Annotated in this window: 8 protein-coding genes and 1 riboswitch; of the genes, 5 read left to right on the plus strand and 3 right to left on the minus strand. The window is 61.0% G+C overall.

The window, feature by feature from the left end; translation table 11 throughout:
* Positions 1 to 93: 93 nt before the first annotated feature.
* Complete coding sequence (gene dxs / locus ABIB44_RS20410; RefSeq protein WP_354586534.1) at positions 94 to 2,040, minus strand: 1-deoxy-D-xylulose-5-phosphate synthase; 1,947 nt, start codon at positions 2,038 to 2,040, stop codon at positions 94 to 96.
* A 321-nt stretch (positions 2,041 to 2,361) separates the two neighbouring features.
* Between dxs and ABIB44_RS20415 the strand changes: the two genes are divergently transcribed.
* Together ABIB44_RS20415 and ABIB44_RS20420 are read left to right on the plus strand one after the other, a co-directional pair.
* The gene (locus ABIB44_RS20415; protein ID WP_354586535.1) at positions 2,362 to 5,277 is read left to right on the plus strand and encodes a TonB-dependent receptor domain-containing protein; all 2,916 of its coding nucleotides are present in this window, start codon (positions 2,362 to 2,364) and stop codon (positions 5,275 to 5,277) included.
* Between the two features lie 141 nt (positions 5,278 to 5,418).
* Entirely contained in the window at positions 5,419 to 6,516 is a 1,098-nt protein-coding gene (locus ABIB44_RS20420) for a lysylphosphatidylglycerol synthase transmembrane domain-containing protein (RefSeq protein WP_354586536.1), read from the plus strand.
* A gap of 34 nt (positions 6,517 to 6,550) precedes the next feature.
* Here ABIB44_RS20420 and ABIB44_RS20425 read toward each other — a convergent pair whose 3' ends face one another.
* Complete coding sequence (locus ABIB44_RS20425; RefSeq protein WP_354586537.1) at positions 6,551 to 9,097, minus strand: erythromycin esterase family protein; 2,547 nt, start codon at positions 9,095 to 9,097, stop codon at positions 6,551 to 6,553.
* Between the two features lie 160 nt (positions 9,098 to 9,257).
* Complete coding sequence (locus ABIB44_RS20430) at positions 9,258 to 9,677, minus strand: hypothetical protein (RefSeq protein ID WP_354586538.1); 420 nt, start codon at positions 9,675 to 9,677, stop codon at positions 9,258 to 9,260.
* A 186-nt stretch (positions 9,678 to 9,863) separates the two neighbouring features.
* On the opposite strand from ABIB44_RS20430, the gene ABIB44_RS20435 reads away from it, so the two are divergent.
* The 3 genes from ABIB44_RS20435 (at position 9,864) to ABIB44_RS20445 (ending at position 13,053) form a co-directional block, all read left to right on the plus strand.
* Complete coding sequence (locus ABIB44_RS20435; RefSeq protein WP_354586539.1) at positions 9,864 to 10,145, plus strand: LysM peptidoglycan-binding domain-containing protein; 282 nt, start codon at positions 9,864 to 9,866, stop codon at positions 10,143 to 10,145.
* A 328-nt stretch (positions 10,146 to 10,473) separates the two neighbouring features.
* A riboswitch (SAM riboswitch) is annotated at positions 10,474 to 10,589 on the plus strand.
* Between the two features lie 368 nt (positions 10,590 to 10,957).
* The gene (locus ABIB44_RS20440; protein ID WP_354586540.1) at positions 10,958 to 11,623 is read left to right on the plus strand and encodes a peroxiredoxin-like family protein; all 666 of its coding nucleotides are present in this window, start codon (positions 10,958 to 10,960) and stop codon (positions 11,621 to 11,623) included.
* A 50-nt stretch (positions 11,624 to 11,673) separates the two neighbouring features.
* The gene (locus ABIB44_RS20445; protein WP_354586541.1) at positions 11,674 to 13,053 is read left to right on the plus strand and encodes an O-acetylhomoserine aminocarboxypropyltransferase/cysteine synthase family protein; all 1,380 of its coding nucleotides are present in this window, start codon (positions 11,674 to 11,676) and stop codon (positions 13,051 to 13,053) included.
* Positions 13,054 to 13,160: the final 107 nt, after the last annotated feature.

The raw sequence follows: 13,160 nt of genomic DNA on the forward strand, positions 1-13,160 counted from the left end.
TTTCGCTTCAATCATCGCTACGAGGACCTCTATAAATTGCTCCTTAGATTACTTCGTCAACAGCCCCTGTAAACCGGTTTGCTTCCTAAGCCCCTAACGTAGTATGGTCGTGATTGCGTCGTTTGCTACTTTGGTACTCATCTCGCGAACGGCTTTGGCGATGCCGATAGCATCAAAGCCGCACTCTTTATATAGCTCGTCCTGAGTACCGTGCTCCACTACGCGGTCGGGAATTCCGAGGCGGATGACCGGCAGATGAAAGCCATGGTCGGTGAGGAATTCGAGTACGGCCGAACCGAAGCCGCCGGGTAGGCAGCCATCCTCCACCGTTACGATAGCACGGTAGCGCCGGGCTACGTCGCGCAGCATTTCTTCATCCAATGGCTTGCAGAAGCGCATGTCGTAATGGCCAGTGTCGAGTCCTTCGGCAGCCAGTGTTTCGGTGGCTTTTACAGCATAGTTGCCGATGTGGCCGATGCTGAGAATTGCTACGCCGCCCTCTTTGCCCTCTCGCACCACGCGGCCCGTGCCGATGGCCACGCGCTGAAGTGGGGTGCGCCAAGCGGGCATCACGCCCTCACCACGTGGGTAACGGATGCTGAAGGGACCAGCGTTTTCGGGCAGCGTAGCGGTGTACATCAGGTTGCGCATCTCCTGTTCATTCATTGGGGCCGACACCACGATGTTGGGAATGCAGCGCATGAAGGCTAGATCGTAGCAGCCGTGGTGGGTGGGGCCATCGGCCCCGGCAAAGCCGGCGCGGTCGAGGCAGAACACCACGTGCAGGTTTTGCAGGGCTACGTCGTGCACTACTTGGTCGTAGCCGCGCTGCATAAACGAGGAGTAGATGTTGCAGAACGGAATTAGCCCCTGCGTAGCCAAGCCCGCCGAGAACGTAACGGCGTGCTGCTCGGCAATGCCTACGTCGAAAGCACGGGTAGGCATGGCCGCCATCATGATATTCAGCGACGAGCCCGAGGGCATGGCTGGCGTCACGCCCATGATTTTGTCGTTGGCCTCGGCCAGTTCCACCAGCGTGTGGCCGAAAACGTCCTGATACTTGGGCGGCTGAGGCTTCTCAGGCGTCTTCTTGTAAATCTCGCCCGTGATTTTGTCGAATAAGCCCGGCGCGTGCCACAGCGTCTGGTCCTGCTCGGCCAGGGCATAGCCTTTGCCTTTTACGGTTACGCAGTGCAGCAGCTTGGGACCAGGAATGGATTTCAAGTCATTGAGAATGGTGACGAGGTGCTGCACGTCGTGCCCATCGACGGGGCCGAAATAGCGGAATTTGAGGGCCTCGAACAGGTTGCTCTGCTTCATCAAAGTCGCTTTCATGGCGGCTTCTACTTTGCGGGCAATCTGCTGGGGGTTGGGGCCGAATTTCGAGAGCTTACCTAGTACGTTCCAGAGCTCGTCGCGGACCTTGTTGTAGGTGCGGGAGGTGGTGATGTCGGTCAGGTATTCCTTGAGCGCGCCGACGTTGGGGTCGATGCTCATGCAGTTGTCGTTGAGCACGACAATCATGTTGTTGTTGAGTACGCCAGCCTGGTTCATGGCCTCGAAGCTCATGCCCGCCGTCATGGCCCCGTCGCCAATTACGGCGATGTGCTGGCGGTCGAATTCACCTTTGTAGTCGGAAGCGACGGCCATGCCCAACGCCGCGCCGATGCTGGTGCTGCTGTGGCCCACGCCGAAGGCATCGTAAGGGCTTTCGCTGCGCTTTGGGAAGCCCGACATGCCGTGGTAGCGTCGGTTGGTAGGGAATTGCTCGCGCCGGCCGGTGAGGATTTTATGGCCGTAGGCTTGGTGACCTACATCCCAGATAAGCTGGTCGTGAGGGGTGTTGAAGACGTAATGCAAGGCCACGGTCAATTCGACCACGCCCAACGAGGCACCGAAATGCCCGCCGTAAATGCTCACCGAGTCGATGATAAAGTTGCGTAGCTCGGTGCTAAGCTGGACTAATTGCTCGGGAGCGAGTTTCTTAAGGTCGTCGGGCGAGTCAATCGCCGCCAGGAGCGGGCCGGGTTCAACTATCATCAGGGCAGGCGTAGTGGGATGAGTGACGGAAGGGTAACCGCCTGGCCCGCTAAAAGATTAGCGGGCGGGCATAAAGGTACGAAGTAGCGCGAAGTGCGGTCGTTGAACACGATGGAATTGGGGTTTTGGTCGGGGTTTCGGCTCGGATAATCTAGTTTCTGCCCAACCCAACTGCCGCCGCCCGGACCTTTACGTATCGGCAAGCCGATTCGGCTTGTTGGCTGTTAGGGATTTGGTTAAGAATTTTTGCATCTCATTAAGACACCGGATGCAGTCTCCGGTACGTTCTGCGGCACTTTGGCCGCTAAGTATTGCCATTATATGAAACACTTATTACCAGTATCGGCCGTTGTGCTAACTGTTTTGTTGGGTAACACACCCGGTGCCTACGCCCAGCAGGGCGCACCCGCCGGGGCCCGGCCAACGCTCACCACTGCCCCGCGCGCGGTGGCTGGCCGCATTGCCGGTACCATCACGGATGCAGCTACTAATAAGCCTGTATCGTACGCCTCAGTGGCCGTGCTCGATGCGGCTAACAACCCCGTGAATGGGGGCGTGGCCGACGACGACGGGAAGTTCGTGCTGGCCGGCATCCCGGCTGGTACCTATACGGTGCAGGTCAGCTTTTTGGGCTACACAAACGTCAGCCGCCCGGGTGTGACCGTTGTGGCCGGTGAGACGACGGCGTTGGGGACTATTGGCATGGCTTCTTCGGCCCAGAAGCTGGGCGAAGTAGTGGTGACGGGCCAAAAGGCCATCATTGAGGAGCGGGTGGACCGCACGGTGTACAACGCCGAAAATGACCAGACCACCCGGGGCGGTGATGCGACCGACGTGCTCAAGCGCGTTCCCATGCTGAGCGTGGACTTGGACGGCAACGTGAGCCTGCGCGGCAGCTCCAGCATCAAGGTGCTCATCAACAACAAGCCTTCGACCATTGCAGCCGGCAGCATTGCCGACGCGCTGAAGCAGATTCCGGCCGACCAGATTAAGACCGTGGAGGTGATTACCTCGCCCTCGGCCAAGTACGATGCCGAAGGCTCGGGCGGTATTATCAACATCATCACCAAAACCAATACCCTGCGTGGTGCCACGCTGGGTGTGAACATCAGCGCGGGCCTGCGCAGTAGCAACCTGGGCCTGCAGGGCGGCCTGCGCACCGGCAAGATGGGCTTTTCGCTGAGCGGTTTCGGGCGGGGGCAGTACAATACGCCGGGCGAGTTCACCAATACGCAGGTGACCCGTAGCTTGGGTACCGGCGCGGCTACTACCACCCTGCAACGCGCCGACTCGCGCCAACAGGGTATTTTTGGGCGCTACTCGCTGGGCTGGGACTACGACATCAATAAGTTTAATTCCTTGCAGGCTTCGGTGTCATACGGCACGCGCAGTGGCAACAACTACCAGAACGGGTTGCTGCGCACCAGCTACGCCGGCACTACGGCCACGGGCTCGCCTTACAGCACCGACCTGCGCGACACCTATTCCAAAGACCTATCGGGCACCTTGGATGCCAGCCTGAACTACACGCACAGCTTCGAGAAGCCACAGCACGAAATCAGCCTGCTGACCTTGTTCAGCCGCAACGACCGCACCAACAGCTTCACCAACACCATTTATCAGTCGAGTGACCCGCGCAGCCCGGCGCGCATCGTCAACGACAACCCCAGCTACAACGAAGAATACACGGTGCAGCTGGACTATCAAAACCCCATCAGCAAAACCCAGATTCTGGAAGTCGGGGCCAAGAATATTCTGCGTCTGGTCAATTCGGACTACGCGACCGTTTCGTATGGCACCAACGGCGAAGTGCTGCCGGCCGTGGGCCTGCTCTCGGCCAGCAACGTGTTTACCTACCGCCAGAACGTGACGGCTGCCTACGCCGCCTACACCCTGGGCCTGCCCAAAGGCTTTACCCTGAAGCCCGGCCTGCGCTACGAGTATACCACCATCGACGCCAACTTTGCCAAATCGGAAGCAGCCAACATCCCGAACTACGGCGTGCTGGTGCCCAGCGTGAACTTCTCGCGTAAGCTATCGAACGGTAACCTGGTCAAGCTGGCCTACAACCGCCGCATTCAGCGCCCCTCGCTGCAGTTCCTGAACCCCAACGTGAACGCGCAGAACCCCAAGAATGTGAGCCAGGGCAACCCCTACCTATCGCCCGAATACACCAACAACTACGAACTGGGCTACAACATGCTGGTGAAGCGCGTAAACCTGGGCCTCAGCACGTTTATCCGCAACACGACGGGTTCGATTGAGGCCCTGCGCTCGGTGCGCGGTGCCGACACAGTGTCGACCAGCTACGCCAACATCGGCCAGCAGAACGCCTATGGCGGCAGCATCAACGCCAACCTCAACGGTGCCAAGCTGAACCTGAACGCGGGCACCGACTTTTACTACGCCACGCTCACCAACAACGTGCCCGACCGCAATTTTAATGCTTCCAACCAGGGCTTTGTGTTCAGCGGCCGCCTCGGGGGCTCCTACAACTTTACCCCGGTGTGGGGCGTTCAGGCCTTCGCCTACTTCCGGGGCAACCAGGTGCAGCTGCAGGGCAACCAGAGCGCCTTCTACTTCTATACGATGGGCATCAAGCGCGACTTTGCCGAGAAGCGCGGCAGCCTGGGCTTTGGGTTGGATAATTTCTTTACGCCCAGCATTACCATTCGCAACAACGTAGTGTCGCCGCTCATCGACCAGGCCAGCCGCAACGAGCTGCACTCGCTGGGCTTCCGCGTCAGCTTCAGCTACCGGGTCGGCAAGCTAACGGCCGGCCCTTCGCGTCGCGGCAAGAGCGTGAACAACGACGACCTGAAAAGTGAAGGCGAAGGCGGCGGCGGAGTTGATGCGAGCGGCGGCGGCGGCGGGGCCCCGTCTGGTGGCGGCGGTGGCCGCCCCGCTGGCCAGGGCGGTGCCCGGCCAGCGGGTGCTACTGGTGCGCCGGCCGGTGCCCCCTCCGGCGGCTACCCCGGCCAGCAGCGCCCGGCTACGGCCCCTAGCAACCCTGGCGGCCAACCGGCCACCGACAGCACCGCGCGGCCCCAGCCCGGCCAACGCCCCGGCGGCTATCCCGGCCTGCGCCCCGCCACGGCCCAGCCCGCCGATACCACGCGCCGCCCGCCGGTAGCGCCCATGCCGAGCCTCATCAATGCGCCGGCCAGCGCGCCGTCGCCGGGCACCAGCACGCCCAACGGCACCGTGCCCGCCGGCAGCCCCGGCGGCCGGCCCTAGCTAGTCCGGTTACTAATTGCAAGTGGAAACGTCATGCTGCGCCCGTCGTAGCATGACGTTTGCTTTTGTCGTCTTCACGCTTTTTTAACTAAGCCCCGCCCGGCGATGCCCTACTTTTGCCCGGCCGCTTCATTTGCTTCGATGACCGATAAGCCCCTCATTTCCCTGCCCGACGACGATGACGCGCATTTTTTGCAGCGCCTGCAGCCTTCGCGGCTTATTCTGCCCATCGTTATTGGGCTAGGCGTGGTGGGGTTCATGTTCTGGCGCAGCTACAAGCCCGGCGATTTGGCCCCGTTGGCCCACGCCCGGTACGCGTGGCTGCTCGTTACGCTGGGGGTGCTGCTGGCCCGCGATTTCGGCTACATCTACCGCATCCGGCACATTGCCGAGCGCGAGCTCAACTACCGCCAAAGCCTCGATGTGATTATGATTTGGGAGTTTGCCTCCTGCGTGCTGCCTTCGGCGGTGGGCGGCACCGCGGTAGCCTCGTTCATTCTGCACAAGGAAGGCATCACGTTGGGCAAATCGATGGCCTACGTGATGGTAACGGCCCTGATGGATAACCTGTACTACGTCATCATGGTGCCGCTGGTGGTGCTTATTGCCGGAGCGGGATTATATCCGCACGAAGCCCTGCACAGCGGCTTTATCACCACGCTGCGCATCATGTTTCTGGTGAGCTACGTGGCCGTTACGGCCTATGCGGGGCTCATGCTGTACGCTATTTTCATTAATCCGCGCTCGGTGCGGCGGGTGCTGGTGCGCCTGTTTTCGATGCTGGTGCTGAAGCGTTGGCGGCGCAAAGCCTACCTCCACGGCCAGGAAATGGCCCGGGCTTCGGAGCAGCTGCGCGGTAACCCAGCTATTTACTGGTGGCGGGCGGCGGCCAGCACCTTCTTCGTCTGGACGGCCCGCTACCTCGTCATCGGCTGCCTTATCGCGGCCTTCGTGCCAATGGATACGGATACCTTCCTGTTCATCTTCGCCCGCAACCTCACCTACAAAGTGCTGCTGCTGCTGGCCATCACGCCGGGCGGCGCGGGCATCGTGGAAGGCGCGTTCCCCACGTTCTTCGGCAAGTTCATCGGCACGGCCACGCTCACCAGCTTCATGGTGCTGCTGTATCGGGTAGTCACGTACTACCTGTACCTGGTGCTGGGCACTGTTTTCCTGCCGCGCTGGGTGGCGCGGGTGTTCGCGAAGGGAGTTAAGAGTGAGAAGTTGAAAACCAGTTAGATTTTAACTCCTTGCTTTTAACCCCCTTCCTGCCTCATTTTCCCGCCGTGGGGCGCTGGTAGGTTTGCCAGAATTCGGGGTGCGGGATGGCTTTGTAGAGTTGGTAGATTTCGCCGTCGGCCAGGCGCGGGTCCAGTTTGGGGTCGGGCGGCAGGGGTGGCGTGGTGGCGGGCTGGGGCGTGAAGTATTCCTCGCACAATATCTGGTGATGATGCGGCGCTTTGCCCAGCACCCGTCCGGCGCTCACGGCCTGGGCCACGCTGTGCGCCACGTAGTAGCGCCCGTTGGTGCCGCGCTCGTACTCCACAAAATGGTCGGTACGGTCGTCGGCATAAATGGTGTTGTAATGCGGTGCAATGCGGTCGTGGCGGCCGGCGTGCTGCCGGGCTATGGCATTCATCGTCAGCGTATCGTGCTCCCACAGGGCCTGGTAGCGCCGCACGGCATAGTCGCGCTGCTGCACGTAGAAGCGTCCCGACAGCCGGCCCGTGAGGTAAGTGCCCGTACTACGGTGATTGGCGCGCCGGGCCACGAAGCTCAGCACGTACACGGTTTCGTCGCCCTGCTGCTGCACGCTGTCCAAGTGTAGCGTGAATTTGCGCCAGGTGCTGGCTTTGAATAGCGGCATCGTGCGCACCGGGTCGGCCGCGGCCGTATAAAAGCCCTGCCCGCCGGCGCTCAGGTCAAACCAGCCGAGCGGGGTTTTGGGCTTGGTCAACACCCGTACTTCCCGTATCCGGTGTTTTTCGCGCGGCCCCAGGCCCAGGAAGCCCCCGGTGAAATTGCGGTAGCCGGCTGGCTCCACTACCTGACTCACGTACTCCGCCTCGTAGCGCAGCGTGTCGAAATTGCTGAGGCGGCGGTGGGTGTACACTTCAGCCACGTAGTCGGCTTGCTCGTAGTTTTTGGGCAGGGCAGCCAACACTTTCTTCATTATTTTGCGCGGGTCCAGGCTTTCGCCGCGCACCTGCACGCCCGCTAGCTCGTAGGCGGCCGGGGCCAGCCGCACCGTCAGGGGTGCGGCGGTGGCGGCTACGCTAGCCGTCGCGTAGCCCACGCTGCTCACCTGGACTTCGCCACCCGCTGCCCGCAAGGCAAAGCGGCCCCGCCCATCGGCCACCGTGCCCACGCCCTGAGCGGGCACCGAAACCGAAGCGTATGGCACCGGCTGGCCCGTTTTCTGGTCCAGCACCACCCCGCGTAAGGTCGCGGTGCCAGTAGCCGCCCGCACCTGGCGCGGCCGGCCGGCCGGATTCAGGGCGGTGGGTCCGGAGCGGGCCGCCGCACTATCGGGCGGGGTCATTGGCAAGGCCGCCACCACGGCCGTTGCACCGTGCGACGGGTTCACGCTGCGCAGAAACAGGAATCCATCCACCGCCTCGCTCCACGGGCCGGCCAAGGGCTGATAGTCGAAAGCATAGGTAGTCAGGCGCTGGCCGGGCGCGTCATGCTTCAGACTCACAAAGGCGTAGTCCCCCGGTTGGGCCAGCAACGCGGCCTCGAGCGAGCCGGCCACTGGCGCGGGCACCGGCTTATACCCCATAGCCGGGAAACCGTGGGTACCGCTGCCGCTCAGCGTGCCCAGAATGTACACTTGGTCCGGCCCGAGGCCGTTCTTCACGGCGCGGCCCATGGGGCGATAGGCCTGAATTTCGGCATTTTCGAAGTGGTCGGTGCGGTTGGCCAGGTGGGGCAGGGCCGCCCAGCACACCACTTTCTCCTGCGGATGAGCCCGCACGTACCACAGCAAGTTGTCGGCCATCTGGGCATCGCGCGGGTTGCTGTCGGTGGCGATGAACTGCTCTTCCAGCTTGGCATTGGCGTCGTGGGCGGCGTAGTCGCGGGCCTGGGCCAGTAGGCTGCGCAGGTTTTGCTGCCAGAAAGCGGCCTCGGTGCGCCGCCTGGCGTCGGGGCTGGCGGCGGCTTTGTCCACCAGGTGAGTTGTTTTGGCCATTTCCTTCTCAAAATCGGTCAGCTTGGTGGTGGGCAGAAAAGCAAATTGCTCGCCCATAAAGCCAATGACTTCTTCGAGGTATTCATAATTGAGCAGGCCCGCCGCTTTCTGCGGGGCCAGAAACGCTTCTAGGTCGTCCACCATATCACCGCTGTAGCCTTCACTCATCAGCTGCGGGTCGAAGCCGGCTACACGCAGCCCGCCTTTGCCGATAAGCGGTAGCACGGCCTGAAATTCCTGCGTGCTGGTCCAGACCGGGAATACGCTGTTACCAATAGCTTCCTGCGCTGGCCGCCCGGCTTCCAGTGCCTGCTGGGCCTTGTGCAAATCGTAGAACCCGCTCTCAAACGCCACCGTCGTAAAGCCCAGCCGCTCGTGCAGGTAGCGCAGGAGCCGGATTTTGGCCTCGAATACATTGCCTTCGCCGTGGCTGGGCTCGCCCAGCATCACCACCCGGGCCGGGCCAATTTCGGTTTTCAGAAATTCCAGGTCCCGAAAGTCAGTATCGACTGGATTGATGCTGCGCACGACGTGAACGGGCAGGGGAGTGGGGGCTTGGGCGTAGGCCGCCGGAGCGAGTAGGGCCGCCGCGAGTAGGGCGAAGGCCGTTTTCAAATCAGAAAACATTCAGCAGAGAAAAGTGGAAGAACCGCGCGGCGCGGCCGGAATGGGCAGCAAGTTAGCTCGCTGATGGACAAGCGAAATAGGATGGCCGCGACTGCTGAAAAAGAAAAAAGGCCCCGAACCAGCGTGGTTCGGGGCCTTCCGGGCAGTTGGGTTTGGAAGCTTACTCTTTTTCCAGCATCAGGGCCGCGCCGTCGGCCGACTTCAGCGTCAGCTTATCGTCGGTGAGGGTTTCCACGGCGAAGGTGTTGCTGGTAGTCGAGCCATCAGGCGTCATCGTGATGGTTTTGCCGGCCTGGTCGAACGTGTATTTGCCGTTCACAGCTCCCGAAGCACCGGTCATGTTGTAGGTGCCGTTGGCAAAAATGCGCAGCTCCTCCTGTTTCTGGGCATCAGTTTGCTTCACTTTGTCGCCGGAAGTATCGGTTTCTTTAGCGGTTTTCCACACCTTGCTGTCGGTGCCGTACAGCATGTTCACGCCTTCTACTTTGCCTTTGTCGTTGCTGCACGAAGCAGCAAATAGCGACACGAGCACCAGTAGGCTGGCAAAATAACGAAGCGAAAAAAGGGACTGGAGTTTCATGAGCACAACGAGTAATGGTGAAAGAATGAAGTGGTAGCCCGCGCACGGCGAACTCGTCGGCTTACGATACCGGGGCAAAAGAGTTGGCCGCGAAACCCCGCCGCACCAAGTGCGTATAGCAACCCGGCCGGCCCAACCGTGAGGTTCCCGGTGAAATCATTCGCACCACTTAATTTAATAAACCCCATGGGACTCTTCGATTTCATCAGCGACAAAGGCGACCAAAAACCCGTAGAGCCCGCTGCTAAGCCGGCGGCCGGCGGCACCGATTTTTTCGGCAACGCAAAACCGGAAACTTCTGGGGATACGTACACTGTTGTCAGTGGAGATTCCCTCTCGAAAATAGCCAAGCACCACTACGGCGACGCCGCTAAGTGGCACCAGATATACGACGCCAATAAGGCGGTCATCGGAACCAACCCTGACTTGATTGAAGTCGGCCAGGTGTTGACCCTACCTAGTCTCTAGGTACTTTTTTGCAGAAAAAAGGTGAGAAAAGCCACTCTGTTTCAGGGTGGCTTTTTTGCGTTTGGCGGGGTCGGTGATAAATGGGTAGCAATAGAAAGAACGTCATGCTGAGCGCAGCCGAAGCATCTCTACTGTATTAGTAATCAATGATAATAGCTAAAAAACGAAGCGGTAGAGATGCTTCGGCAAGCTCAGCATGACGTGCTGGGAACTTCCTTTTGACCCAGCTAAAAATATTTTTGCTCCAACGCTTGCCCATTCCAAATATCCTGTTCTACCTTTGCCGTTACCAGACAGGTACTCCCCGCTAACGGTGGGCAGTTTTCAAGTTTTATACAGAAGTGGCGAGAGAATAGGCTCCGTGACCCACTGGCAACCTTCGACCAACGAAAGGTGCCAATTCCTACCCACCCGCAGCTTCGGCCGCGCTGGGACAGATGATTCGAGTGCCATGGAAAATTCTTCGAATGCTGCTTTTTTTCCCCCGACTGCTTCGGCCGCCTTGCGCGCCGAAGGTTCGGGTTTCTTCGTTTCGGCCGATGGCGGCCGGAATGTGGCACCGCGCCCGGCGCGAATGCGAATGTGCTGTTGTCGCCCGTGTTGTTGCTAGCCTGATTTCGGCTTAACAACCTCCTCTTTCTTCTTCGTGGGAATGCCGTTGCGCCTGGTGCCCGTTGTGGCCACGCGGGTACCTCGAATGCGCTGAGCACGGCCATGCGCCGGCTAAGCGCCGCGCCGGACTGTCGCCCCAAGCGGGCCCTTGCTCCCGAAGAAGTATCTCTCCCTCAACCAGATATTCTTCCTGACTTCGTATGTCCAAGTACACTGCTCCCGCTTCCATTCAGCACGAACTGGCCGCTACGGCCCAACACTTAGCTAGCGTGCTGCCCGCCACGGCCAGCCACACCATTGATGCCGGTATTGCCGCCGTGCATGCCACCGGCCTGGCCCAGCACAGCCTTCGGGCCGGCCACAAAGTCCCCGATTTTACGTTGCCCGATGCTTTGGGCCAGCCGGTTGCACTGGCGGCGCTGTTGGCGGCCGGACCGGTGGTGCTGGTGTTTTATCGCGGCAACTGGTGCCCCTACTGCAACGTGCAGCTGCGGGCCTACAATCAGGCGCTGGCCCAGTTTAAGGGCTTTAATGCTACTCTGGTAGCGGTTTCGCCCCAAACGCCGGACCTGACCAATCTCACGGCCGAAGAAAAGGAACTGCAGTTTCCGGTGCTCAGCGACCTGGGCAACACGGTGGCCAAGCAGTTCGGGCTGGCCTACCAAGTGGGCGACGCCGTGTACCACACGCTGCACGGCGTGGGCATCGACCTGGCCACCTTCAACGGCGACGACAGCGGCGAGCTGCCGCTCACGGGCACGTTCGTTATCGCGCAGGACGGCACCATTGCCTGGGCCGCCACCGAAGCCAACTTCAAGCAGCGCCCCGACCCGGCCGTGTTGCTCGAGGCATTGGCCAAGCTTTAGTCCAGATTCATATCCAAAAAAAACCGCTTCACGCTTAAAACCGCAACCTCATGTCCGTTCAGCCCCAGCACTTCGAAACCCTCCAACTCCACGCCGGCCAGCAGCCCGACCCCACCACCGGGGCCCGCGCCGTGCCGCTGTTCCAAACCACCAGCTACGTATTTAAGAGCGCCGAACACGGGGCCAACTTGTTTGCCCTGAAAGAGTTTGGTAACATCTACACCCGCCTGATGAACCCGACTACCGACGTGTTCGAGCAGCGCGTGGCGGCCCTGGAAGGCGGCGTGGCGGCGCTGGCCACCGGCTCGGGCCAGGCGGCCCAGTTCATTGCCCTGAACAACATTCTGCAGGCCGGCGACAACTTCGTGAGCACGGCCTACCTGTATGGCGGCACCTACAACCAGTTCAAAGTGGCCTTTAAGCGCCTGGGCATTGAGGCGCGCTTTGCCGATGGCGACAACCCGGCTTCGTTCGAGCAGTACATCGACGAGAAGACCAAGGCAATTTACCTCGAAACCATCGGCAACCCGAGCTTCAGTATTCCCGATTTTGAGGCCATCGCGGCCATTGCCAAAAAGCACGACCTGCCGCTGATTGTGGACAATACCTTCGGCGCGGGCGGCTACCTGTTCCGTCCCCTGGAGCACGGCGCGAACATCGTGGTGGAGTCGGCCACGAAATGGATTGGCGGGCACGGTACCAGCGTGGGCGGCGTGATTGTGGATGGCGGCACCTACGACTTCGGCAACGGCAAGTTTCCGCAGTTTACGGAGCCGAGCGACGGCTACCACGGCCTGGTTTTCAACGACGTGTTCGGCAAGGGCAGTACGTTTGGCAACATCGCCTTCATCATCCGGGCGCGGGTGGAAGGGCTGCGCGACTTTGGCCCGGCCATCAGCCCGTTCAACTCCTGGCAGCTGCTCATCGGCCTCGAAACCCTGAGCCTGCGCGTGGACCGCACCGTGGAAAACGCCCTGAAAGTAGCCAACTGGCTGGAGCAGCACCCGCAGGTGGAAAGCGTGAACTACCCCGGCCTGGCCAGCAGCCCCTACCACGCCATTGCCAGCAAATACCTGAAGCGCGGCTACGGCGGCGTGCTCTCGTTCCGGGTGAAGGGCACCAAGGAGACGGCCACGCAATTCATTGATAACCTGAAGCTCATCAGCCACCTGGCCAACGTGGGCGATGCCAAGACGCTCATCATTCAGCCCTCGGCCACCACCCACCAGCAGATGAGCGAAGCCGAGCAGCTGGCCGCCGGCGTCACGCCGACCTCGCTGCGCTTGTCAGTGGGTATAGAGCATTTTGACGACATCAGGGCCGACTTGCAGGCCGCTTTTGATGCCATTGGCAACACGGCCGCGCTGCCCACGGAGGGCGAAGAAGTGGGCGAGCCCGAGCTGGAGCACGCGCAGCCGCTGGAGGTATAGTCAACTTTCTCGCGGAGGTGGGGGGGGGGGGGGGGGGGGGGGGCGGGGGGGGGGGGCCGGGGGGGGCGGGGGGGGCGCAGAAGGGGGCACCACCCAGCGCCATCCCC

The sequence above is a fragment of the Hymenobacter sp. UYCo722 genome, from assembly GCF_040547115.1.
Lineage (GTDB): Bacteria > Bacteroidota > Bacteroidia > Cytophagales > Hymenobacteraceae > Hymenobacter.

What these genes read in the sequence shown, in the direction of transcription:
- dxs (WP_354586534.1), bottom strand. Translation starts at nt 2,040, where the DNA reads ATGATAGTTGAACCCGGCCCGCTCCTGGCGGCGATTGACTCGCCCGAC.
- ABIB44_RS20415 (WP_354586535.1), top strand. Translation starts at nt 2,362, where the DNA reads ATGAAACACTTATTACCAGTATCGGCCGTTGTGCTAACTGTTTTGTTG.
- ABIB44_RS20420 (WP_354586536.1), top strand. Translation starts at nt 5,419, where the DNA reads ATGACCGATAAGCCCCTCATTTCCCTGCCCGACGACGATGACGCGCAT.
- ABIB44_RS20425 (WP_354586537.1), bottom strand. Translation starts at nt 9,097, where the DNA reads ATGTTTTCTGATTTGAAAACGGCCTTCGCCCTACTCGCGGCGGCCCTA.
- ABIB44_RS20430 (WP_354586538.1), bottom strand. Translation starts at nt 9,677, where the DNA reads ATGAAACTCCAGTCCCTTTTTTCGCTTCGTTATTTTGCCAGCCTACTG.
- ABIB44_RS20435 (WP_354586539.1), top strand. Translation starts at nt 9,864, where the DNA reads ATGGGACTCTTCGATTTCATCAGCGACAAAGGCGACCAAAAACCCGTA.
- ABIB44_RS20440 (WP_354586540.1), top strand. Translation starts at nt 10,958, where the DNA reads ATGTCCAAGTACACTGCTCCCGCTTCCATTCAGCACGAACTGGCCGCT.
- ABIB44_RS20445 (WP_354586541.1), top strand. Translation starts at nt 11,674, where the DNA reads ATGTCCGTTCAGCCCCAGCACTTCGAAACCCTCCAACTCCACGCCGGC.